Genomic DNA, 21,762 nt, shown 5'->3' with positions numbered 1-21,762 from the left:
CGCTACCTTACAGTGAAATACCAGAGAATGACATGAAGCCAAAGCCCATTAGACCTACAGTAACAAAGGTAATACCTAAGCCACGTAAACCATCAGGAACGTCTGCATACTTCATCTTCTCACGAATACCTGCTAACAATACGATAGCAAGTGCCCAGCCCACACCTGAACCTAGACCATAAACTACAGATTCACCGAAGTTTAAGTTACGCTCAACCATGAATGATACCGCACCGAAAATCGCACAGTTAACTGTGATTAGCGGTAGGAAGATACCTAGTGCGTTATATAGCGCAGGGAAGAACTTATCTAACGTCATTTCTAGAATTTGAACTAGCGCTGCGATTACACCGATAAACGTCAAGAAGCGTAGGAAGCTAAGGTCTACTTCTGCAAAACCTAGCCACTCTAATGCACCCGGCGCTAGCACTGCGTGATAAACTAAGTTGTTCACTGGTACAGAGATACCAAGTACTACAACTACCGCAATACCTAGACCTAGCGACGTTGTTACTTTCTTAGATACCGCCAAGAAAGTACACATACCTAAGAAGAAAGATAAAGCTAAGTTTTCAATGAAAACCGCTTTAACGAATAAACTAATATACTGTTCCATCTCTCTCCCCTTATACCTTCGCTTCTACTTGCTCTTTCTTCCAAGTACGAAGTACCCAAATGAAAGAACCAACAATAAAGAACGAGCTGAATGGCATAACTAGTAGACCCATAGGCTGATACCAACCACCTTCAGAAATAAGTGGAAGGATTTCAACGCCAAACAATGTACCTGCACCAAATAGTTCACGGATAAAGCCAACTGTTAGAAGTACAACAGAGTAACCTAAGCCGTTACCAATACCGTCAAGGAATGACATTGTTGGTGGCGACTTCATTGCGTATGCTTCTGCACGACCCATTACGATACAGTTAGTAATGATAAGGCCGATGAACGTTGATAGTTCTTTTGCTGTTGAGTAAACAACGGCTTGAAGCACTTGGTCTACAACGATTACTAAAGATGCAATAATCGTCATTTGGACAATGATACGCACACTTGAAGGAATGTGATTACGGATCATTGAGATAAATAAACTTGAAAACGCAGTAACCAATGTCAACGCGATTGACATGATAAGTGCATTTTTAAGGCTTGATGTTACCGCTAATGCAGAACAGATACCCAACACTTGTAGTGCAATCGGGTTGTTCGCAAAAACAGGACCAAACAAGACTTCCTTCATTTCTTTTGCATTAGCCATTAGTTCAATGCTCCTTTACGTACTTTCGCAAGGAATGGACCAAACGCTTTGTCGCTTGTCCAGAAATCAACTGTGTGATCAACACCGTTAGAAGTAAGTGTTGCACCAGATAGACCATCTACCTTGTGTTCGTTACCGCCAGCACTACCTTTAACTACGTCGATAGGAAGCTCTTTACCATCCCAAAGTGCAGTCCACTTAGGATTTTGGATTTCACCACCAAGACCTGGAGTTTCGCTGTGCTTATAAAAGTTGATTGACTTAATCGTCTCACCATCAGCTTCTAGCGCAAGGAAGCCATACATCACGCCCCAAAGGCCGTAACCTTGAATTGGTAGAATGATAGTAGACACTTTACCTTGGTCATCTTTTGCGAAATAAACTGGAGAGTTATTCGTGATACGTTGAATACCCGCTTTGTCTTCTGCTTTTGAAAGTTTGTAACTACGTTTGGCATCAAACTTAGTCGCTTCAAAGTCAAAAGATTCCGCTTTAACGTCTTCTACAAACTCACCTGTTTTAAGACTAACAACACGTGATTCGATATTTTGGTTAAAAACTTCAGACACGTTTTTAACTTTATCGTAGCCAGCAACGGCTAAAATGTTACGTTGAATATCTTCGTTTTTGTTTGCTTGCTGCATAGGGCGAAGCTGAACCGAAGCAAAAGATACTACGATTGCACACACTAAACATAAGCCAACAACTACGCCGAGCGTTTTGCCCATTGATTCATTCTTAGTTGACACGTGCCAATCTCCTCTTCACATTAGACTGCACTACGAAGTGGTCGAATAGTGGAGCAAAAAGGTTAGCGAATAGGATTGCCAACATCATGCCCTCTGGATATGCCGGGTTAACAACACGGATAAGCACAACCATTACACCGATTAGCGCACCGTATAACCACTTACCTTTGTCTGTGAAAGACGCAGATACAGGGTCTGTTGCCATAAAGAACATACCAAATGCGAAACCACCAAGTACTAAGTGCCAATGCCAAGGCATTGCAAACGCAGCATTAGTTTCAGAACCGATTGCATTTAGAACAAATGACATCACAACCATACCGATGAATGTGCCCAGTACAATGCGCCATGATGCAATACGAACATAAATGAGGAACAAACCACCCAATAAAATAGCTAAGGTCGACGTTTCACCAACAGAACCTTGGATAAAGCCATAAAATGCATTAAACCAAAGATCCATATTGCTGTAATCTAAAGCGCCTGCGCTAGCTTGACCTAGATAAGTTGCACCAGAGAATGAGTCAACAGCAGTCCACACTGTGTCACCAGAGATATCAGCTGGGTATGCGAAGAATAAGAACGCACGACCTGCAAGCGCTGGGTTTAAGAAGTTACGACCTGTACCACCGAAGATCTCTTTCGCAACAACTACACCAAACGTAATACCTAAAGCAGCTTGCCATAACGGAATCGTTGCAGGCAGGATAAGCGCAAATAGAACCGAGGTTACAAAGAAACCTTCGTTTACTTCGTGCTTACGAACTGATGCGAATAACACTTCCCAAAAGCCACCAACCGCAAACACGGTTGCATAAATAGGCAAGAAGAAGCACGCACCGTAGAACGTTTTGGCGCCCCACCCGGCATCAGCGGTTAATTCACCACCAAGTGCTTGGAAGATAGCTACCTGCCAAGTATTAGCAAGCTCAAAACCGTTACCTAGTGCAAGCACAGCTTGGTGACCAATGTTGAACATACCAAAGAACATTGCAGGGAACGTCGCCATCCACACTAAAATCATAATACGTTTTAGGTCGATGTTATCGCGAACGTGCGTTGCACCTTTGTTTACATAACCTGGAGTATAGAAGATAGTTGCTACGGCTTCGTAAAGCGCGTACCACTTCTCGTGTTTACCACCAGGTTCAAAGTGAGGTTCAATGTCTTCTAAAAATTTCTTTAAGGCCATTTTTAACCTTCCTTCTCGATAGTAGTCAGGCAATCGCGCAGGATTGAACCGTACTCATATTTGCCCGGACATACGTATGTACATAGTGCTAAATCTTCTTCATCTAGCTCTAGTGCACCCAACGAAATCGCAGAATCTAGATCACGTGAAATAAGATCACGTAATAATAGCGTTGGCAAAATATCGAGTGGCATAACACGCTCATAGTTACCGATTGGTACCATCGCACGCTTAGAACCACCAGTAGACGTTGTCATCTTGAACAAACGGCTAGGTGCTAAGTGTGAAATGAATGTACGTGTTACTGAGAATTTGTCACTACCCGGAGCGATCCAGCCAAATAGCTCTTTCTCGCGACCTTCAAGTAAAACTGATACTTGAGTATGGTAACGACCAAGGTAAGCGTGAGGGCCAGTTGCTGTTTTACCAGCTAACACAGAGCCAGAAATGACTCGGTTATCACCGTCTTCAAGCTCGCCTGCAACTAAATCTGTTAGCGACGCACCGACATGAGTTTTTACTAAGCGAGGGTTCTTAACTCGAGGACCTGCTAGAGCAATAACTCTGTCTGAGTAGATTTCACCTGTCAGGAACAACTTACCAAACGCGATGACATCTTGGTAACCAATGTGCCAAACTTGCTTGTTTGTACCTACAGAATCTAGGAAGTGAATGTGAGTACCCACGTTACCTGCTGGGTGCACACCTGCAAACTCATGAACTTCTACTTGTGAGATAGAAGAACTAGGTACGTTAGCACCCGCTTTCTTACACACAAATACTTTGCCTTCAGTCAAACGAGATACAACCGCTAGACCCGCTTCAAACGCTTCCACGTTTTCTGCGATGATAACAGCAGGATCTGCTGCTAACGGATTAGTATCTGTTGCTGTCACAAAGATTGAGCTAGGTGTTGCACTCGGCACAGCGACACGGCTGAATGGACGTGCACGAAGCGCTGGCCATTGACCAGACTCGATTAGCACTTCCTTCACTTTTTCAGAGTCTAAGTTGCTTAAATCAGCAGCTGAAAACTTCTCGAAAGTGATTTGCTCGTCGCCTTGAACTTCGATCACAACGGATTGAAGTACACGCTTAGCACCACGGTTAATTTCTTTAACTACACCAGAAGCTGGCGCAGTAAACTTGACGCCTGGGTTCTTTTTATCTTCAAAAAGAACTTGGCCTTTTTTGACTTGGTCATCCACACGAATATGCATGGTAGGACGCATACCGATGAATTCTTCACCTAGCACAGCTACTCGTTTGACAGCAGAACCATCATGAATAACTTGCTGAGGTGCGCCCTCTATTGGTAAGTCCAGACCTTTTTTTATGTTGATCATACGCACTTGCATTACATTAACGGAAAGAAACTGAAAATATCTTTAGTCACCACAGCGCCACCTCGTTTGTACTAAGTATTAGGTATAAAGAGCAGAAAGTTATGAGTCCGGATAGGGTTCCCAAACAAGCCCCTTTAAAATACCTCTCAACGCGCACAAAAAAGCAGCGTCGTGATAAAAGTCCTCACATATTTCTCTGATTTTAACATTAATCGTACTGAGTATGCGAGTGGAATTATGAAATTAATACGACTTTAACGTGGATTTAGATTAGTTGAAAAATCCATCACTGGAAGGAGTATAGACCAAAGTTGCATAGATAAAATTTTTCTTACCCTTATCTGCAAAATAAGTAAAAATTCACGGTCAAACAAAAACGGGCAAAGTACCAATTCGCACTTTGCCCGCAAAATCAAAAACAGTGAGATCAAAAACCGTGAAATTAAACGAGGTGACTAATTTCTACCGTTGCATCCACATCAGCTTCGTAATCTACGCCGTCAACTCCGAAGCCGAATAGCTTCAAGAATTCGTTGTGATAACCAACATAATCCGTCAATTCATCAATTGTATCGGTATCAACAGTATCCCAAATAGTTTGTACACGAGCTTGAACGCCGTCTTCTAGTTCCTTATAGTTTTGGAACAAGTGACCGCCATCATCAAAGCGCGGTGATTGGCCATATAGGTTTTCAGTAAACAATCCATGGATTTGCTCGATTGTCCCTTCATATGTACCATCACCTTTCATCACTTTAAATAGTGCAGAGATATAAAGAGGCATAATTGGAATAGCAGAGCTTGCCTGCGTCACTACTGCATTCAGTGAAGACACATAAGCTTCGCCTTTAATATCCGCTGTGGTTTCGCGAATTGCCAGCGTCGCACGGTCCAAGTCTTCTTTTGCTTTACCAATCGTTGCGTGGCCGTATATTGGCCAAGTCAACTCTTTACCGATATAAGTGTATGCCGTTGTTTTGAAACCATCAGCTAACACATCTGCTTGCTTAAGTGCATCAATCCAAAGTTCCCAGTCTTCACCACCCATCACTTTAACCGTATTGGCGATTTCGTCTTCGTTAGCAGCTTCAACTGTCATTTCATCAATAACGCGCTTAGAAGTATTTAGGTTTTTAGTCGTGATAGCTGAGCCAATTGGCTTAAGTGTTGAAGAATAAACTTCATCAGATTTAGGGTCTTTACGACGAGGAGACGCAAGGCTATATACCACTAAATCTACTTTACCCAATTCAGCTTTGATTGTGTCGATGGTTTTTTGCTTCAACTCATCAGAAAACGCATCACCATTGATATTTTTAGACCATAAACCCGCTTCTTCTGCAGCTTGCTGGAATGCAGCCGTATTATACCAACCCGCTGATGCTGTTTTTTTCTCTGAGCCTTCTTTTTCAAAGAAGATACCTAGCGTTTTCGCACCGGCACCAAATGCAGCGGTGATACGCGACGCCAAGCCATAGCCTGTCGATGCACCTATTACTAATACATTCTTGGGGCCATTTTCGATTTGGCCTTGTTGTTTTACGTATTCAATCTGTTCTTGAACGTGTGCAGCACAGCCTACCGGATGCGCATTAGTACAAATAAATCCACGAATTTTTGGTTTGATGACCATAAGAGATCCTATCCATTGATTTGATACAAAATAAAAGTGAGATTGCTCTCACTTTATTAAAATTACTGCGTAGTGTACTGGCAGATATGTAAAACACACATCTGATCAGCTATCGAACTTAGAACCACCCAAGCATTTAGGTGACTCTGGCGTCTGACCTTCTTTGTCTGAAAACTCTTCTGGTGTATAGGCATGAATGGCCAAAGCGTGAATATGGTTTTGCAGCTCATCTTTTAGCACTTCATTGATCTTTCGATGACGTTGCAGCAACCTCTGGCCGACAAATTGTTCGCTTACAACAATGACTTTAAAGTGAGACTCTTCGCCACGGCTGTGCATATGGCTTTCATTGATAACGTTCAGATGCTTGCACGCAACGGCTTCAGCTATTTTGTCATAAATCTGTGATTGCATTGACATTATACTTTGTCTCCTAGAGCAATTCGTGACGCTACTATACGCCGTTCAGCGCGTATTTCCAACACTTCGAAAGGTGAGATTAATACGCCCCTGAGTCACCTTGGCCTGCTTTGGCAAAGCATGTTGATAGTCGCGCTGGCTATCACCTTGCATTACCAATAAGCTGCCCGTTTCCAATAAAATGTCGGTTACAGAGAGGCTTACTTTGTGGCGTATTTTAAATTTGCGGGTCGCGCCAAGCGACAGTGAAGCAATTATGGGCGTCAAACCGAGTTCGGGTTCATCATCACTGTGCCAGCCCATACTGTCTTGACCATTACGATAATAATTGGCCAATACCGCATTAAAAGGAATATTAAATCTGCGTTCTAGCGTTTGTCTGATCCCAAGCAATACCGAAGGCCAAGGAGCATTTTCGAGTCGCTTTCCCGAATAACTATAATGCACGTCTGGGTCGGCAATAAAGCATTCAAGTCGAGGCGTTTGATGGGTCTTACCAAATAAGGTGATGGTATTTTGCTGCCACGCAAGGCTATTCAGTAGTACATTATATAGCGCTAGACTTTTGTCGAAGCTAATAGCCTGTGCTTGATAGCTAAAACCGCTCGGCAAGTTCCGTGCTTTGTCTACTGCTCTCATGTTAAACTACCCGCTGCTTTTATTTATAGAACATTCACATGACGACTGATGCAATTCTAGCCGGAAACCCTTTTACGCTACATAGGTTTCCACTCGATCAAAAAAATCGCAGCTTACAAGCTTGGGATTCAGCCGACGAATACCTGTTAGATTATGTCTTTGAACATCACCGCGATGCAAACCGTATTCTCATTCTCAACGATAGTTTTGGCGCATTATGCTGTGCACTTGCTGACAAGCACTGCACAGTAGTCACCGACTCTTATGTAAGTACCCTCGCCTATGAGTATAATTTAGAGGCCAACGAACTTGCGGACGCTCAGGTTGATGTACTCACTAGCATGGATGAGCTGCCAAAAGATATCGATCTGATATTAATAAAAATTCCCAAAAATTCAGGGCTATTGCAAGCGCAACTTGCACAGTTAAGTAAACTGACTACAGACATTCCCGTAATTGCGGCTGGCAAAGCAAAAGAAATTCACACCTCAACTTTAAAAAGCTTTAGCCACTTTTTGACTGAGCCAACGACTAGCTTAGCGGTAAAAAAATCGCGTTTAGTGTTCAGCAAGACGTCAGCCAAAGCCATTGATAGTAAATTCCCTGTGTCTTGGCCGCTGGAAAAAACCGATTTTATCTTGTCGAATGAAGCAAATGTCTTCTCACGAGACTCTCTTGATATTGGCGCACGTTTTTTTATCAATTACCTTCCTATGGGTAAAAAACCATTGAAGGTCATTGATCTCGGCTGTGGTAATGGTGTCATCGGATTGATGACGCTCGCAAAAATGCCAAATGCCACCGTCACCTTTATCGACGAGTCGGCGATGGCGGTGCATAGCGCGGAGCAAAATATCGTGAATAACCTACCCGAGCGTGTTGCTGATTGTCAGTTCGTTCAAAACGACTGCCTTACGGGTTTTGAAAATTACGGTGCGGATCTGATACTGTGTAACCCACCATTCCATCAGGCCAACGCAATCACCGATCACATTGCTTGGCAGATGTTTTTACAAGCTAAGGCTGCGCTTCGCCAAGGGGGAGAGTTAAGAATTATCGGTAACCGCCACTTGGAATACGACGACAAACTCAAGCGTTTGTTCGGTAACAGCAAGACACTAGGCAACAACAAAAAATTCACTGTTTTAAGTGCAATAAAGAGGAGCTAACTTCATGCGTTTTTCATTGCTGATTATTTTGCTAACCTTGATACTCGTGGGCTGTGAAAGCTCACCACGCAGTGTCATTCTTCATCCGGAGTATCAAGGACCTTCGTCAAACGCGCTTGCCGCCAATGTGGCGGTCAAAGTAAACGACCTGCGGACCACAAAATACACCATTCGCGTGAAAAACCAAGAGCCCGCACTTTACGTACCTGATGCTAATTTACCAGTTAATTTCAATCAGGTATTAACGCAAGCACTCACCGCACATGGCGCGCAAATAACACCGGCCGCTGCTGCGCAAATCACTGTGAATATCAATCGCTTTAAAGCGATTATTGATGAATCTTTCTCGACTCATCAAAGTGATGCTGAAGCTGACGTCACCGTACTGATAAAGCAAGGCGCTCGCAGTTTCGAAAAGCAATATAAAGGTAGTGCTAATTTAAATGGCCCACTAAAACACGACCAAGCCAAAGTCGAAGAGCAGCTCAACAACCTAGCTCAACAGGTTGTTACTCGAATCGTTCAAGATCCTGAATTTATTCAATTTGTGAGAGGAAGTTAATGAAAAAAATAATTCTAAGCTTAACCATCCTATTATTAAGTATGAATGTCTTTGCCGAAATGAACGGTAAATTCGTACAAAAGAATAATCTATTCCCTCGAGTTCAAATCAATACCAGTAAAGGGCCGATTATTGTCGAACTAGACAGATCGAGAGCGCCTATTACAGTAAATAACTTTTTAACTTACGTTATCAACAAAGACTATAACGGCTCTGTCTTTCATCGAGTTGAGCGTGATGAAGCCAATGAAAAAGACTTTGTTATCCAAGGTGGAGGCTACGACAAAGAGTACGATGGCATGTTTGAGCGCGAAGCTATCTTCAATGAAAGCGGTAATGGTCTGAAAAATGATATGTATACCATTGCCATGGCATACCAAGACAACAAACCACACTCAGGTACCAGACAGTTTTTCTTTAATATGGATGACAACGATCACTTGAACCCAGGTAGAGGCTGGGGTTTTGCCGTGTTCGGGAATGTCTCTGAAGGCTATGAAACACTGGACGCGATTATGAAGGTGGAAACCGGCTACAATGAAAAGCTTGGCTATACCTTTATACCTAAAGAGCCCGTCATTATTCTTTCAGTCGAAGTATTAAAGCAGCCAGAGTAATACCCTTTTATGTTGATATCATCTAGCTTTTCACAATATCTTGGTTATTACAAAGACAAACGTCTATTAACTGTCTTTGCTTTTGGAATAAGTAGCGGCTTTCCTTGGGTATTGATTGGTTCGGTGATGTCAGCTTGGCTTAAAGATGAAGGGTTAAGCCGCAGCACCATTGGCCTATTTGGCCTAGTATATGGCGCCTATACTATCAACTTTTTGTGGTCCCCACTCGTTGACCGAGTAAAAATCCCTCTGCTGTATAATCGCTTAGGGCAAAGACGAAGCTGGATAGCAAGTTGCCAGTTTATTATTATTGTTGCCACCTTTGCATTAGCCACTATTTCAATTAAAGACCACCTTTCGCATGCTGCATTATTGTGCTTTATTATTGCGTTATTTTCAGCTACACAAGATATTGCAATAGATGCTTATCGCATCGACATTTTACCAGAAGATGAAAGTGAAAAGGCAACGGCAGCGGCAGCGATGGCGACTTCAGGTTGGTGGTCTGGCTATGCCTTACTTGGTGCAATTCCGTTCTTTATGGCCGATTTACCCGGCTTTAGTTGGCCCATCATCTATCAGATGCTAAGCGTCATCGTAGTGTGTTTGTTAGTTGTCACTTTGTTGGCAAAAGAGCCAAAATCTCATCGCGAGCAAGTACAGGAACTACTACAGAAGAGTTACGAGCAAAAACTTAACCACAGCGCTTCATCAAGTGCTTCTAAAAAGATCTATGCCTGGCTTGCTGTGACTCTGGTTGAACCCTTTAAGCGATTTTTTGAAAAAAATGGGGTTAAAACGGCATGTGCCCTACTCGCCTTTATTTTCCTATTTAAGATAGGAGAGGCCTTTTTAGCCCGTATGTCCATCGTATTTTATAAAGAAGTGGGTTTTACAAACACCCAAATTGGGAAATATTCAAAGCTTGGTACCGGTGTGATCACTATCATATTTGCTTTTCTTGGCAGTATCTTTAACCATAAATACGGTATCGTGAAGGGCTTATTTATTAGTGGTGTTGCTATGGCAGCATCAAATTTAATGTTTTCTTGGATTGCCATAGCAGGCCCTCAAGAACACCTGTACGCACTAGCAATTGTGGTGGACGGTTTTACCCAAGCTTGGTCACTGGTAGCGATGGTGGCATTTATTTCTATGCTCTGTGATAGAGCATTTAGTGCAACCCACTATGCCTTGCTGGCATCACTTGGCAGTTTAGGCCGTACCGTGCTATCAGGCTATAGTGGTTTTGTGATAGATGATTTGCTTGGAGGTAATTGGGCACTCTTCTTCGCGCTAACTGCGCTTATGGTGCTTCCATCATTATTGTTTTTATATTTTATTCGGCACAAGCTGTATGCTATTGAAAAGGCGTATCATGCTAACAAAAACTAGAGGTGCAGGTCCTTGCACCTTTTACGTTTTTGCTAACTAAACGCTTATTGATCTTCTTTGATTAGCTGTAAGCCTTCATAAGGATCAACTTCTAACGCTTCGCAGTAACGTAAAAACTCAATGACATCCAATCGACGTTCTTGATTCTCAATCTTACCGATGAATGAATGAGGCGTACCTAACACCTGCGCAAGACTACGCATTGTGTGACCTTTCTCGTGGCGCTTTGATTTTAGCCACTTCGTTAGCTTGCCGTTTTCTTCAGAAGAAACCGTTTTACCCATCATAATTAAACATCTCCTACTAGATGAAAGACTAAATTATCTAAATGAAATATGCCCGTCTCATTTAGTTATTATCTAAATATTACAGTTGTAGCTTATCGAGGAACTCTACAATGCAAAATGTTAAGCCTGTATGAACTCAGCATTTTTGCCTTTAGAACTCGCTCAAGCTTACAGTTTACCCCGAATGCGGTACAACTTACCAGCTAGCTGCGATAAGTTATGCCAAACCAGTAACACGTAGACAAAATGTTAACTTGTCCCTATGTACCCAATTAGGTATAGACTAAAACACGAGTAACACCTAATTAATTTTTTACTTTTTCTTAATTCATTAAGGGTTGTAATATCCAGTAACACTTTAACAAATTTTTTAAAAAATGTACCAGTATTTGAAATAAATTATTTTTCTTTAAAAAATAAAAACTTACAGCTAACATTTACTGAGTGGTTAAAAAAGAGGCTATTACTAGATGATTCGATTACTGTTTTTACTGCCAATTCTATTGTGCTTAGGCTGGATTTACTTCCTTCGTTCTAACGGCGTGCCGCTTAAGCAAGGGAAAAAAGGCTTTATCTACATCTTAGTATTTTCATCTTTTGTTTTGGGCTTTTTTGTCTTAATGATGTATTTAACAGGGAGTTTGTGACGAATAAAGCAAATTGAGTTGTGATGGGCAGAAACAAAAAGAGCCATGACAAACGCATGACTCTTTAGTGGAACGTAGTGCGAATAATGTCTAGACGCTGAAACTTGCACCACAGCCACAAGTGGTTGTTGCATTGGGGTTGTTCACAAAGAAACGTGCACCCTCAAGTCCTTCAGTATAATCTACGATTCCGTCTATTAGATACTGAATACTCATTGGATCGACAACCATAGTGACACCGTTTTTTACGATTTCCAAATCACCCGGATTTACTTTTTCATCGAAAGTGAAACCATATTGAAAGCCTGAGCAACCGCCACCCGTTACATACACGCGTAGCTTAAGATTGGCATTCTCTTCTTCTTCAATAAGTTCCTTTACGCGGCTTGCGGCAGCGTCAGAAAACTGAATTGGTAATTGTTCAGACATAGATTTAGACCCCTAATCCTGTAATCTGCAAATTATCTAATACCTGAGTATTTTAATCAAGTATAGCGTTTGTACCAATTATCTTTGATAAATGATCCATTTTTGGAACAAAGAACTCGTCGTTCACCTGTCAAAACGGTTCTATTTATTTTTTGTCATTGAGAGATTTTTAACTCTGCACCTAACCTGCTATTGAATGCATATTGGTATCTATAATGCTTAACCAAAGAAAATAAGACTATTGCCTCAGTTAAGTTGCGTTAGCACAAGGACTTAGTGTAAAAAATTTGATATTCTTAAACGGTTTACTATTGTGGAATGACGTTCATGTCGTTGGATACATTAAGACGAAGCCTTGCAAAACCTAAAACTTCAGCGCAACTGTGCCTACTTGGTGCCGGTGCTGGCCTGCTTGCGGCGATACTTATCATTGCTTTTCGTCTTACTATTGAATTAATCCAAGGCACATTTCTCGATAAACCTGATGACTTTACCGAGCTTTCTGAGCTACATCGGCTATTTTTGCCTGTGCTTGCTGCGCTACTCATCGCGGTCTTTGCCGCCTTAACCGGGTTTAAGCATTACCGTTTGGGCATTCCATATGTGATCAATCGGATCAAACACCACTACGGTCATATGCCAATTTGGAATTCTGCTAACCAATTTTTTGGTGGTGCCGTTGCTTTGATCAGTGGCTTTTCTGTTGGTCGAGAAGGACCATCTGTGCACATGGGGGCAACAGCGGCGAGCATTCTATCAGAGCGTTTACATCTACCACTCAATGCTGCGCGAACTTTGGCCGGTTGCGGTGTAGCAGCAGGTATTGCGGCCTCATTTAACACCCCGCTCGCGGCGGTGATATTCGTTATGGAAGTCGTGCTCAGGGAGTATAAAATTCACATTTTCGTGCCCGTGATGTTGGCTTCAGTGATCGGTGCAATGAGCACGCAATATGTGTTTGGTAATAGTTCCGAGCTGGCGCTCATTCATATCACTCCGTTGAGTTTTTGGCATTACCCTTATTTAATTATTTGTGGTGCAGCATTAGGAGCGGTTGCTTTTGCCTTCAATCAAAATCTAATGCTGATCATCAAAACTTTTAAGCCCATCAGCATGTTTCCTCGCCTTTTATTAGCGGGTTTAATTGCGGGATTAATTGGCTACGCCGTACCGGGAGCCATGGGTTCAGGTATGAGCGCTATCACCCAAGCCGTTGAATCTCCACATAACTTACAGCTACTCACCACAATATTGATTGCCAAGCTGATGGCGACTTTATTTGCGATTGGACTTGGTATTCCCGGTGGTATTATTGGTCCAGTGATTGGGCTTGGGGTCATCATGGGCACCTTGATGTCTTTCTTTGCCCAGTTTATTGAACCCAGCGTCGATGTTGCGGGAACTTATGGTGTACTCGGTATGGCAGGCTTACTTGCGGCAACTTTGCACGCCCCGCTTGCTGCACTCACAGCGGTAATGGAGCTGACTTCCAATCCAAAAATAATCGTTCCAGCTATGCTGGTGATCACCACAGCTTACGTTACGGCTTTACAGGCGTTTGGCAACCGCTCTATTTTTATTCAACAACTAGATTTCCAAGGGCTGCCTTACCAAGTATCCCCGGCAAAAGAGGCATTACAGAAAGTAGGGATAGTGGCTGAGATGGATGAGAATTTTAAACTGCTCTATTCCGATGACAAAGAGCAGATAAAGGAAACCCTATCCGCGGTTGATAGCCAAACACCGCTCATTGTTTATGATGAACAGAGCGGCTACCGCTTAGCCGAATACGATTTAAACTTAATCTCCGAAGGCAGCGTATCGGTCTCTTATATCGAGCTACAAGGACTAAGCACACAAGCGACCTTAGCAGACGCCTTTGATGTGCTTAAAGATAAACGTTCAGGCGCGGTGTATATATACAACCAAAAGGATGAAAAACAAATACTTGGGTTATTGCGATGGGACCAAATTCGTCACATACTCACCACCAGAAACAGTTTACTCTAATCTAAAAAGTGGAATTTATAATGAGCTTATTGCTAACGTATAAAGCCTTACATATCTTTTTTATGATTGCCTGGTTTGCAGGGATTTTTTATCTGCCACGTCTCTTTGTGTATCACGCGATGACTGAAGAAAAATCTTGTAGCTCAATGCTCAAAATCATGGAGCGCCGCCTACTCTATTTTGTAACTCCATTTGCTATTCTCACCGCGGTGTTTGGAGTCTTAACGATTACAGAATATGGACGTGAGTGGTTTAAACACAGTATGTGGCTGCACTACAAACTGACCTTAGTGATTTTACTTTATATTTATCATGGCTATTGCTTTAAATTGCTTGCCGATTTTAAACATGATCGTAATCGTAAAAGCGACAAGTTCTATCGTTTTTTCAACGAATTTCCCGTACTAATCCTATTAGCCATTGTCTTTCTTGCCGTTTTAAAACCTGCACTGTAACCGTGCATTATTGGGGGTACTTGGGTATAATATGCGCCCAAGTAACCGCCCACAATCTGCGTGTTATCTGGTTGGGTGAGCGACCTTGCAACCCGGTAGTCAATTTGTCTTTAGGAATCGCCAAATGTTCAGTTTCCAAGGTGAAAACATTCTTTCTGTCAATCAATTAGACAGAGATTCAATTGAACACATCTTCTCCATTGCCAAAAAAATGGAACCCTATGCTAAAAAGCAAAAACGTACCCAAGTACTTAATGGGGCGATTTTGGCAAATCTATTTTTTGAACCAAGCACGAGAACACGCGTAAGTTTCGGCACCGCATTTAACCTGCTGGGAGGCCTAGTCCGTGAAACCACAGGTATGCAAAGCTCAGCACTGGCAAAAGGCGAATCTTTGTACGATACCGCCCGTGTGATTTCAGCTTATGCTGACGCCGTGGCAATGCGCCACCCAGACGCAGGCTCAGTAGCCGAGTTTGCAACCGGTTCCGATGTTCCTGTCATCAACGGTGGCGATGGTCCTAATGAACACCCAACTCAAGCACTGTTGGACTTACTGACGATTGACCGAGAGCTTAGCCGCTTTGGCACTGGAATTGACGGCATGCACATCGCCCTAGTCGGTGATTTAAAATACGGCCGCACCGTGCATTCTTTATCAAAGTTACTTAGCCACTACAAAGATATCCGCTTTACAATGGTTGCACCGGATGGCTTACAAATGCCTCAGTCTATTTTAGATGTCGTAGACAATGCCGGTCATCGTATTGAAGTCGTGTCTAAGATGGAAGGCAATTTAGCTGCCGATATCGTTTACCAGACTCGTATTCAAGAAGAGCGTTTCCCTTCTCAAGAAGAAGCAAACAAATACCGTGGTGGTTTTAGGATCAGCCAAGCGATTTATGACGCTCACTGTAAGCCTAGCTCAGTATTAATGCACCCGTTACCTCGCGACAGCCGTAGTGATGCAAACGAGCTAGACAACGACCTAAATAACAACGACAACCTAGCTATCTTCCGCCAAGTTCAAAATGGTGTATTGATCCGTATGGCACTTTTTGCCCTAACGCTAGGTGTTGAAAACCAAGTGGAAAAACACGAGGTAGAAGTACCTTGGTTTAGCCGCAAACGTGAAAGCTAAAAAGGATCGACAATGACAATCAGTCAAGACTTATTTAAACGCGCCCAAGACTCAATCCCTGGAGGCGTTAACTCTCCTGTTCGCGCTTTTAATGGTGTAGGTGGTACGCCACTATTTATCACCAAAGCCGAAGGCGTTCACACCTTTGATGCCGACGGTAAACAGTACATTGATTATGTGGGTTCTTGGGGCCCGATGATCTTAGGTCATAACCATCCTGAGATTAAACAAGCAGTGCTTGAAGCGGTTGAAAATGGCCTATCGTACGGCGCGCCGACGGAAACTGAAATCCTAATGGCGGAAAAAGTAAAAGCGCTAGTACCATCTATTGAAAAAGTACGCATGGTAAGCTCTGGTACAGAAGCGACCATGAGCGCTATTCGCCTTGCTCGTGGTTACACCGGCCGCGATAAGATCTTAAAGTTTGAAGGCTGTTACCACGGTCACGCTGACTCTTTGCTTGTTAAAGCAGGTTCTGGTGCACTTACCATGGGCGTGCCTAACTCCCCTGGTATTCCTGCCGATTTTGCTAAGCATACGTTAACGGTTTCATTTAATAACCTTGATGAAGTAAAAGCGATTTTTGAGCAGTACAAAGATCAAATCGCCTGTGTGATCATCGAACCTGTTGCTGGAAACATGAACTGTATTCCACCGGTAGAAGGCTTTTTAGAAGGCCTGCGCGAAGTATGTACTGACAATCAAAGTGTGCTTATCTTTGATGAAGTCATGACGGGTTTCCGTGTTGCACTTGGTGGTGCTCAACAGTACTACAACATCACCCCAGACTTAACCTGTTTAGGTAAAGTGATTGGTGGCGGTATGCCAGTGGGTGCGTTTGGCGGTAAAAAAGAAATCATGGATTACATCGCCCCAGTTGGTCCTGTTTATCAAGCGGGCACGCTATCTGGTAACCCAATTGCCATGGCCGCCGGTTTAAAAGCGCTAGAGCTACTTTCAAAAGAAGGGCTGCACGCAGAGCTTGAAGCTAAGAGTAAAGCCCTGTGTGAAGGCTTCCAAGCGGCTGCTGATGAAACAGGTATCGCGCTTACGACTAACTACGCAGGTGGTATGTTTGGCTTCTTCTTTACTGACGCTAAAAAAGTAACCAGCTATCAGCAAGCAACTGAATGCGATCTAGAGCGCTTCAAAAAGTTCTTCCATCTGATGCTAGATGAAGGCGTTTATTTAGCCCCATCTGCATTCGAAGCGGGTTTCGTGAGCACAATGCATTCTGACGAAGAAATCGCTAACACTATCAATGCTGCAAAGCGTGCATTTGCCAAGTTGTAATCACAGATTACAACCCATATTAGTTTGTATTTAAAAAGCCCGCTCAGGGCTTTTTTTGTTTTTTCAGCTACGCTTTGAATAAGCTTTTCAAAAGCTTCGGTCTATTTAACCTAGACTCAAGTTATTTAGGCGCACTTAGGTAATAACGCTGTGCTAAGTTAAAACTATCATACAGAGGAAGTGATGGCTGGATTTAATACACTCATTAATCCTGCAACCCGTTTGATGGCGCGGTTGCGATACAAAACCAAAATGGCCGTTGTATTTGGTATTTTATTACTACCGCTAAGCCTCAGCTTGTTTTTTCTAAACAGTGTACTTAACCATTCTATTTCTGTCAGTGAGATGCAGAGGCAAGGGCTCACGCTTTACCCTAGTATGTTGGAAAACATTTTAGCGGGTAAAGCTTCCGATAATTCAATTTTATTGCAACGCGCTAAACTACCTAAAGTGAGCGCCGCAGGCGCAAGCGCCCTTGAACAGCTCTCTATTGCCTCTCAACTTGCCGTCGATGATGATCTTGGACGCAGTTACCTGAATCGCACGCTTGTTGAATCTGCGCCAAGACTCATATCGCAAATCAATCAAATTGAGGCGCAGGCACGCGATATCATCAGTAGAGGCAGTTTTACTCCAGATAGTTTTATTGCACTATCCAATTTAAACAAAGGATTACCTGTCGTCACGACACAATTTTCAGGCAAACTTAACATTGCTATCAATGATAACCAGCAACTCAAAAAGCAGCTCAGTCAGCCCTTAGCTGAGCTTGAGTCTAGTCTCTCTGATTACCAGCAAGCGGTGAAAACAGGCTTGTTAGACCCTGATGAACTAGCACTGTCACAAGCGCAATTTAACCGTTACTACCAAAGTGCAAGTGATGCTATCAAGCAGTTTGTTAATGTTGCAACACCCACGCTTGCCGCGCTTGTCGCTGAAAAACAAAACCAGCAACGGTGGATCAGAAACACCGTTGCCTTGGCTTCACTACTCGCACTGATCATCGCTATTTATCTTATGGTTGGCTTTTACTCCTCGGTCATGGGCACCATCACGACTTTCTCACATGCAGCGCAGAGCGCTTCCCGAGGGGATTTAAGCATCAAAGCGCAGACAACTGGTTCCGACGAGCTTAGCCAAATTATTGAACAATTTAATGCGGTACTACATGCCTTTATCTCTTTGCTTGGTAACGTTCGATTAAGTAGTGACGAGCTACAGCATGCAACAAGAACACTCAATAAAATAAGCCAAGATACTGAGAAGGACGTTGCCCAGCAGGAGAATAAAATCCAGTCTATCCACCATTCTCTCGAGAATATGGCACAGTCCGCTCGCTCGGTTGAGGATGCCGCATTTAGCGCAACAGAGCTGGCCTCCGTAGCAGCCAAACAAGTAAAGCAAAGTAGCGTCAATACCACAGCCCTTGCAGAGCAAATGACCGAACTACAAGCTGAGTTTCAACAAAGTCGTGCAGCCTTAGATAAGCTCGCGGAAGACACGCAAAACATTAGTCAGGTGAGCTCCGCGATTAGAGAGATTGCCGAGCAAACCAATTTACTCGCGCTCAATGCCGCAATTGAGGCTGCTCGTGCAGGTGAACAAGGCCGAGGATTTGCGGTGGTAGCGGATGAGGTTAGAACGCTTGCGCAAAGAACGCAGCAACAAACGGAAGAAATACACAATATTATTCAATCTTTACAAGCTGCATCCAGAGACACGCAAGACAAAATGCGCAGCAGTGAAGACAATATGGCGCAAAGTGTTATCGCCGCAAATGATACTAATGAAGTCCTACAGCACGCAGAGCAAAGCATGCGAGACATAGACGAGCAAGGGAAACTGATCAGTCAGCTGGTACAGCAACAAACCCAAGCGACCGAACACGCATTGAATGAATCATCTGAGATCAGTAACTTAGCACAGCATACTCTGGGTTCCGCAAGAGCGACCCAAAGCGATGCACAAAAGCTTGGCAAGCTCTCACAAACTTTAAATAAAGAAATCGATAAATTTAAAGCTTAGAGACTGTGCTAGCGTCAACAAACCCTAGTAGCCAAGACTTGGTTCAACATCCAGGTCTTGGTTCGAACATGCTCTCTCTAATAGGTAGCTGCAATACAGGACCACAACTCGGAGGCGACTGCTTACCCGTTTTCGGATTGATAAACGCCCAGCGAATGGATTTTGGACGCTCATCAACAATCGCTTGTGGGTTTAGTGGTTTTAGGTAACGAATATAGAGCTCAAGCGCCCCTTGGCTGCCCGTTAATCCCGTTGGCTTGTTATCATCACGACCAATCCAAGCAACGGTGACCGTATTTTGGTCAAAACCGGCAAACCAGCTGTCTCTTAAATCATTACTCGTCCCCGTTTTCCCTGCAAGTTGAATTGAGGGGAAGTGAAGATTGAGGCGTTTTGCAGTGCCTTTTTTGGTTACGCGTTTCATACCGTATTTCGTCATGTATACCGCGTCGCTGTCTAGCGTTTGGCTTTTTTGTACCGGATGTTCGTATACCAGCTTACCCAGTGAATCGGTGATAGCCATGACGCTGGTCAACTCGCTCTGCTTACCATCTGCAGCAAGCGTGGTGTACGCCTCTGCAATATCAAAACTAGATAGCTCTAACGCGCCCAATAATAAAGAAGGATAAAGTGGAATCGACTTAGAGACACCAAGGTCATTCAAAGTTTGTGCGACTCGATTAACCCCCACATCCAAACCAAGGTTTACTGCCGGAATATTGATGCTATTGCTGAACGCTTCAAACATTGGCACTTGGCCTCTGAATTTATGATCAAAGTTCTCTGGAGACCAGACCTTACCTGAACCGTCTGTCACTTCAAGGGGGCTGTCATCAAGCAGCATGCCCAAATGGTAGTTTGGATTCGACAAAGCACTCAAATAAATAGCGGGCTTGACCAGTGAACCTATATTACGCTCGGTGTCTAATACCCGATTAAAACCTGAAAACTTCAACTGACGACCAGCAACTAACGCCGATACACCCGCTTTTTCAACATTAACTGACAGCATGGCAGTTTCTAAATCTTCCGTTTTAAAGCGACGCTCTAAGTAAGGTAAGCCCTTTTTAACGGCATCTTCCATCGCCGTTTGCTTTTGTAAATCGAGATAGGTAAAAATCCGAATTCCAGAGTCGACAATGTCATCATCAGGCACCAGTTTCTTTAACTCGCGATTCACCAGCTCCAAATATCCAGGATAAGACTGCATACGGCTCGCTTTTAAAGGCTGTACATCAATCGGCCTTGCCAGCGCTGCGCGATATTCGGGCGTTGTGATAAGGCCATTTTCTACCATTAGCCTCAAGACTAAATCACGCCTTTCCATTACCCGCTCAGGATAGCGTCTTGGGTTATAAAAAGATGGCCCTTTAACCATCGCAACTAACATAGCGACTTGGTCAAACTCAAGCTCGTCCACTGGCTTACCAAAATAAAAATCGGCCGCAAGCCCCATACCATGAACGCCTTGATTATAGGCTTGTCCCAAAAACACTTCGTTTAAATAGGCTTCGAGGATTTCATCTTTGCTGTAACGGAAATCTAAAATCAATGCGATGAACGCTTCATTCACCTTGCGGATTAAGGTGCGATCTCTGGTGAGATAAAAGTTCTTTGCGAGCTGTTGTGTAAGCGTACTGCCACCTTGCACAGTTCGCCCAGCTTTGATGTTGGCATACAGCGCACGTAAAATAGACAGCGCAGAAACACCATGATGTTGGTAAAAGTCTCTATCCTCTACCACCAGCAGTGTTTCTTTTAAAATATTAGGGAATTTATCGAACGGAACAAACTCTCTGTCTTGACGCGATTCATTGCCGATCCGAGCAATTTGCACCGGTTCTAAGCGAGCGCCAGCTAAGCGCCGACCTTGATTATCGACAATATTGGCAAGCTTTTTACCAGCAAAATTAAGCGTAAAAATACGCGCTGTTTCTGGGCCATCGTAGAATTCGAACGCGCGACGATGAATGGTGATTGTACGACCTTGAACGGTATACTGACCGGTACGGCTAATACGATTTACACGAGAATAGTTAAGCCGCTTCAGCTCCCACAGCACTTCATCCTCATTAAGGAACTGATCAGGAAAAAACTGCATCGATCTGGCATAAACTTGAACGGGAAGTTCCCACTTATTACCCTCAAACTGCCGGCTTATTTTCGCGTCTAAGTAGATGATATAGATTGCAACAAGGAATATCGCTGCAATAGTCCCCTTCCAAAAGAAAGACCACAACGTGCTCAGTACACGGCTTTTAATTCTTTGCATCTTAGAACCGTTTTGCTGGGTATTGTTTTTACGCGAAGTGTTCGCTTTGACGTTTGATTTGTTGGCAGGTGTTCTTTTCTTTTTATCCGTCATGACCCAAGTAAAACTAAAAAATGAATCGCAAGATGGTAGGGTAACCTAAATTAACAACTGCTGAAAGTAGAATAATATTTATAAAGAAAAGTGAGCCCTACTGGACCCACTTTGTTTAGACAACGAGAA

General features: G+C 43.3%; 20 protein-coding genes. 9 read left to right on the top strand and 11 right to left on the bottom strand.

The features are described from left to right. Positions 1-7: 7 nt before the first annotated feature. The 8 genes from nqrE to EXT48_RS03045 all read right to left on the bottom strand — a co-directional run bounded on the left by nqrE (position 8) and on the right by EXT48_RS03045 (position 7,238). Entirely contained in the window at positions 8-616 is a 609-nt protein-coding gene (gene nqrE / locus EXT48_RS03080; protein WP_045987684.1) for an NADH:ubiquinone reductase (Na(+)-transporting) subunit E, read from the bottom strand. A gap of 10 nt (positions 617-626) precedes the next feature. Next, the gene (locus tag EXT48_RS03075; protein ID WP_130163546.1) at positions 627-1,259 is read right to left on the bottom strand and encodes an NADH:ubiquinone reductase (Na(+)-transporting) subunit D; all 633 of its coding nucleotides are present in this window, start codon (positions 1,257-1,259) and stop codon (positions 627-629) included. Continuing rightward, complete coding sequence (locus EXT48_RS03070) at positions 1,259-2,008, bottom strand: Na(+)-translocating NADH-quinone reductase subunit C (protein WP_010606098.1); 750 nt, start codon at positions 2,006-2,008, stop codon at positions 1,259-1,261. Before EXT48_RS03070 ends, EXT48_RS03075 begins: the two co-directional genes overlap by 1 nt. After that, a complete protein-coding gene (locus EXT48_RS03065) occupies positions 1,998-3,200 on the bottom strand; it encodes an NADH:ubiquinone reductase (Na(+)-transporting) subunit B (RefSeq protein ID WP_130163545.1) in 1,203 nt (400 codons plus the stop codon). The genes EXT48_RS03070 and EXT48_RS03065 overlap by 11 nt, the downstream gene beginning before the upstream one ends. Before the next feature lie 2 nt (positions 3,201-3,202). Next, positions 3,203-4,546, bottom strand: a complete 1,344-nt coding sequence (locus EXT48_RS03060; RefSeq protein ID WP_130163544.1) for a Na(+)-translocating NADH-quinone reductase subunit A — start codon at positions 4,544-4,546, stop codon at positions 3,203-3,205. A gap of 442 nt (positions 4,547-4,988) precedes the next feature. Beyond that, entirely contained in the window at positions 4,989-6,179 is a 1,191-nt protein-coding gene (gene fabV, locus EXT48_RS03055; RefSeq protein WP_010372210.1) for an enoyl-ACP reductase FabV, read from the bottom strand. A gap of 105 nt (positions 6,180-6,284) precedes the next feature. Further along, entirely contained in the window at positions 6,285-6,599 is a 315-nt protein-coding gene (locus tag EXT48_RS03050) for a BolA family transcriptional regulator (RefSeq protein ID WP_039493750.1), read from the bottom strand. Positions 6,600-6,644: 45 nt separating this feature from the next. Beyond that, complete coding sequence (locus tag EXT48_RS03045) at positions 6,645-7,238, bottom strand: alpha-ketoglutarate-dependent dioxygenase AlkB (RefSeq protein ID WP_130163543.1); 594 nt, start codon at positions 7,236-7,238, stop codon at positions 6,645-6,647. Positions 7,239-7,276: 38 nt separating this feature from the next. On the opposite strand from EXT48_RS03045, the gene EXT48_RS03040 reads away from it, so the two are divergent. The 4 genes from EXT48_RS03040 to EXT48_RS03025 are packed head-to-tail and all read left to right on the top strand — an operon-like array spanning position 7,277 to position 10,981. Beyond that, on the top strand, positions 7,277-8,407 hold the full coding sequence (locus tag EXT48_RS03040; protein ID WP_130163542.1) for a methyltransferase: 1,131 nt from the start codon (positions 7,277-7,279) through the stop codon (positions 8,405-8,407). A 4-nt stretch (positions 8,408-8,411) separates the two neighbouring features. Further along, positions 8,412-8,969 (top strand): YajG family lipoprotein, encoded by a 558-nt coding sequence (locus tag EXT48_RS03035; protein WP_130163541.1) that lies wholly within the window; start codon positions 8,412-8,414, stop codon positions 8,967-8,969. Beyond that, on the top strand, positions 8,969-9,586 hold the full coding sequence (locus EXT48_RS03030) for a peptidylprolyl isomerase (protein WP_010606092.1): 618 nt from the start codon (positions 8,969-8,971) through the stop codon (positions 9,584-9,586). The genes EXT48_RS03035 and EXT48_RS03030 overlap by 1 nt, the downstream gene beginning before the upstream one ends. A gap of 9 nt (positions 9,587-9,595) precedes the next feature. Then, complete coding sequence (locus EXT48_RS03025) at positions 9,596-10,981, top strand: MFS transporter (RefSeq protein ID WP_130163540.1); 1,386 nt, start codon at positions 9,596-9,598, stop codon at positions 10,979-10,981. Positions 10,982-11,025: 44 nt separating this feature from the next. On the opposite strand, the gene EXT48_RS03020 is transcribed toward EXT48_RS03025, so the two are convergent. After that, a complete protein-coding gene (locus EXT48_RS03020) occupies positions 11,026-11,268 on the bottom strand; it encodes a helix-turn-helix transcriptional regulator (RefSeq protein WP_017216404.1) in 243 nt (80 codons plus the stop codon). Positions 11,269-12,005: 737 nt separating this feature from the next. Then, positions 12,006-12,344: an iron-sulfur cluster insertion protein ErpA gene (gene erpA, locus EXT48_RS03015; protein WP_010372235.1), complete on the bottom strand. Its 339-nt coding sequence runs from the start codon at positions 12,342-12,344 to the stop codon at positions 12,006-12,008. A gap of 327 nt (positions 12,345-12,671) precedes the next feature. Here erpA and EXT48_RS03010 point away from each other — a divergent pair, with 327 nt between their 5' ends. The 5 genes from EXT48_RS03010 to EXT48_RS02990 all read left to right on the top strand — a co-directional run bounded on the left by EXT48_RS03010 (position 12,672) and on the right by EXT48_RS02990 (position 19,268). Beyond that, entirely contained in the window at positions 12,672-14,354 is a 1,683-nt protein-coding gene (locus EXT48_RS03010; RefSeq protein WP_010372240.1) for a chloride channel protein, read from the top strand. 20 nt (positions 14,355-14,374) lie between these two features. Continuing rightward, entirely contained in the window at positions 14,375-14,809 is a 435-nt protein-coding gene (locus EXT48_RS03005; protein WP_010606087.1) for a CopD family protein, read from the top strand. Positions 14,810-14,933: 124 nt separating this feature from the next. Then, the gene (locus EXT48_RS03000) at positions 14,934-15,950 is read left to right on the top strand and encodes an aspartate carbamoyltransferase (RefSeq protein WP_010372246.1); all 1,017 of its coding nucleotides are present in this window, start codon (positions 14,934-14,936) and stop codon (positions 15,948-15,950) included. A gap of 12 nt (positions 15,951-15,962) precedes the next feature. Further along, entirely contained in the window at positions 15,963-17,243 is a 1,281-nt protein-coding gene (gene hemL, locus EXT48_RS02995; protein WP_039493759.1) for a glutamate-1-semialdehyde 2,1-aminomutase, read from the top strand. Positions 17,244-17,426: 183 nt separating this feature from the next. Beyond that, positions 17,427-19,268: a methyl-accepting chemotaxis protein gene (locus tag EXT48_RS02990; protein WP_130163539.1), complete on the top strand. Its 1,842-nt coding sequence runs from the start codon at positions 17,427-17,429 to the stop codon at positions 19,266-19,268. Between the two features lie 43 nt (positions 19,269-19,311). Here the strand turns inward: EXT48_RS02990 and mrcB are convergent, their stop codons facing one another. Continuing rightward, positions 19,312-21,633 (bottom strand): penicillin-binding protein 1B, encoded by a 2,322-nt coding sequence (mrcB, locus tag EXT48_RS02985; RefSeq protein ID WP_045987692.1) that lies wholly within the window; start codon positions 21,631-21,633, stop codon positions 19,312-19,314. Positions 21,634-21,762 lie beyond the last annotated feature (129 nt).

It is taken from the genome of Pseudoalteromonas sp. CO348, assembly GCF_004208845.1.
GTDB classification, from domain to species: Bacteria; Pseudomonadota; Gammaproteobacteria; order Enterobacterales; family Alteromonadaceae; genus Pseudoalteromonas; species Pseudoalteromonas maricaloris.
The sequence above is the reverse complement of the archived record's forward strand: the minus strand, read 5'-3'. Positions and strand labels throughout refer to the sequence as shown.

Excerpts from the sequence above, each read along its gene's own strand:
- EXT48_RS03025 (WP_130163540.1), top strand. The coding sequence starts at position 9,596 with ATGTTGATATCATCTAGCTTTTCACAATATCTTGGTTATTACAAAGAC.
- nqrE (WP_045987684.1), bottom strand. The coding sequence starts at position 616 with ATGGAACAGTATATTAGTTTATTCGTTAAAGCGGTTTTCATTGAAAAC.
- mrcB (WP_045987692.1), bottom strand. The coding sequence starts at position 21,633 with ATGACGGATAAAAAGAAAAGAACACCTGCCAACAAATCAAACGTCAAA.
- EXT48_RS03050 (WP_039493750.1), bottom strand. The coding sequence starts at position 6,599 with ATGTCAATGCAATCACAGATTTATGACAAAATAGCTGAAGCCGTTGCG.
- erpA (WP_010372235.1), bottom strand. The coding sequence starts at position 12,344 with ATGTCTGAACAATTACCAATTCAGTTTTCTGACGCTGCCGCAAGCCGC.
- EXT48_RS03030 (WP_010606092.1), top strand. The coding sequence starts at position 8,969 with ATGAAAAAAATAATTCTAAGCTTAACCATCCTATTATTAAGTATGAAT.
- EXT48_RS03075 (WP_130163546.1), bottom strand. The coding sequence starts at position 1,259 with ATGGCTAATGCAAAAGAAATGAAGGAAGTCTTGTTTGGTCCTGTTTTT.
- EXT48_RS03040 (WP_130163542.1), top strand. The coding sequence starts at position 7,277 with ATGACGACTGATGCAATTCTAGCCGGAAACCCTTTTACGCTACATAGG.
- hemL (WP_039493759.1), top strand. The coding sequence starts at position 15,963 with ATGACAATCAGTCAAGACTTATTTAAACGCGCCCAAGACTCAATCCCT.
- EXT48_RS03010 (WP_010372240.1), top strand. The coding sequence starts at position 12,672 with ATGTCGTTGGATACATTAAGACGAAGCCTTGCAAAACCTAAAACTTCA.
- EXT48_RS03000 (WP_010372246.1), top strand. The coding sequence starts at position 14,934 with ATGTTCAGTTTCCAAGGTGAAAACATTCTTTCTGTCAATCAATTAGAC.
- EXT48_RS02990 (WP_130163539.1), top strand. The coding sequence starts at position 17,427 with ATGGCTGGATTTAATACACTCATTAATCCTGCAACCCGTTTGATGGCG.
- EXT48_RS03045 (WP_130163543.1), bottom strand. The coding sequence starts at position 7,238 with ATGAGAGCAGTAGACAAAGCACGGAACTTGCCGAGCGGTTTTAGCTAT.
- EXT48_RS03020 (WP_017216404.1), bottom strand. The coding sequence starts at position 11,268 with ATGATGGGTAAAACGGTTTCTTCTGAAGAAAACGGCAAGCTAACGAAG.
- EXT48_RS03065 (WP_130163545.1), bottom strand. The coding sequence starts at position 3,200 with ATGGCCTTAAAGAAATTTTTAGAAGACATTGAACCTCACTTTGAACCT.
- fabV (WP_010372210.1), bottom strand. The coding sequence starts at position 6,179 with ATGGTCATCAAACCAAAAATTCGTGGATTTATTTGTACTAATGCGCAT.
- EXT48_RS03060 (WP_130163544.1), bottom strand. The coding sequence starts at position 4,546 with ATGATCAACATAAAAAAAGGTCTGGACTTACCAATAGAGGGCGCACCT.
- EXT48_RS03005 (WP_010606087.1), top strand. The coding sequence starts at position 14,375 with ATGAGCTTATTGCTAACGTATAAAGCCTTACATATCTTTTTTATGATT.
- EXT48_RS03035 (WP_130163541.1), top strand. The coding sequence starts at position 8,412 with ATGCGTTTTTCATTGCTGATTATTTTGCTAACCTTGATACTCGTGGGC.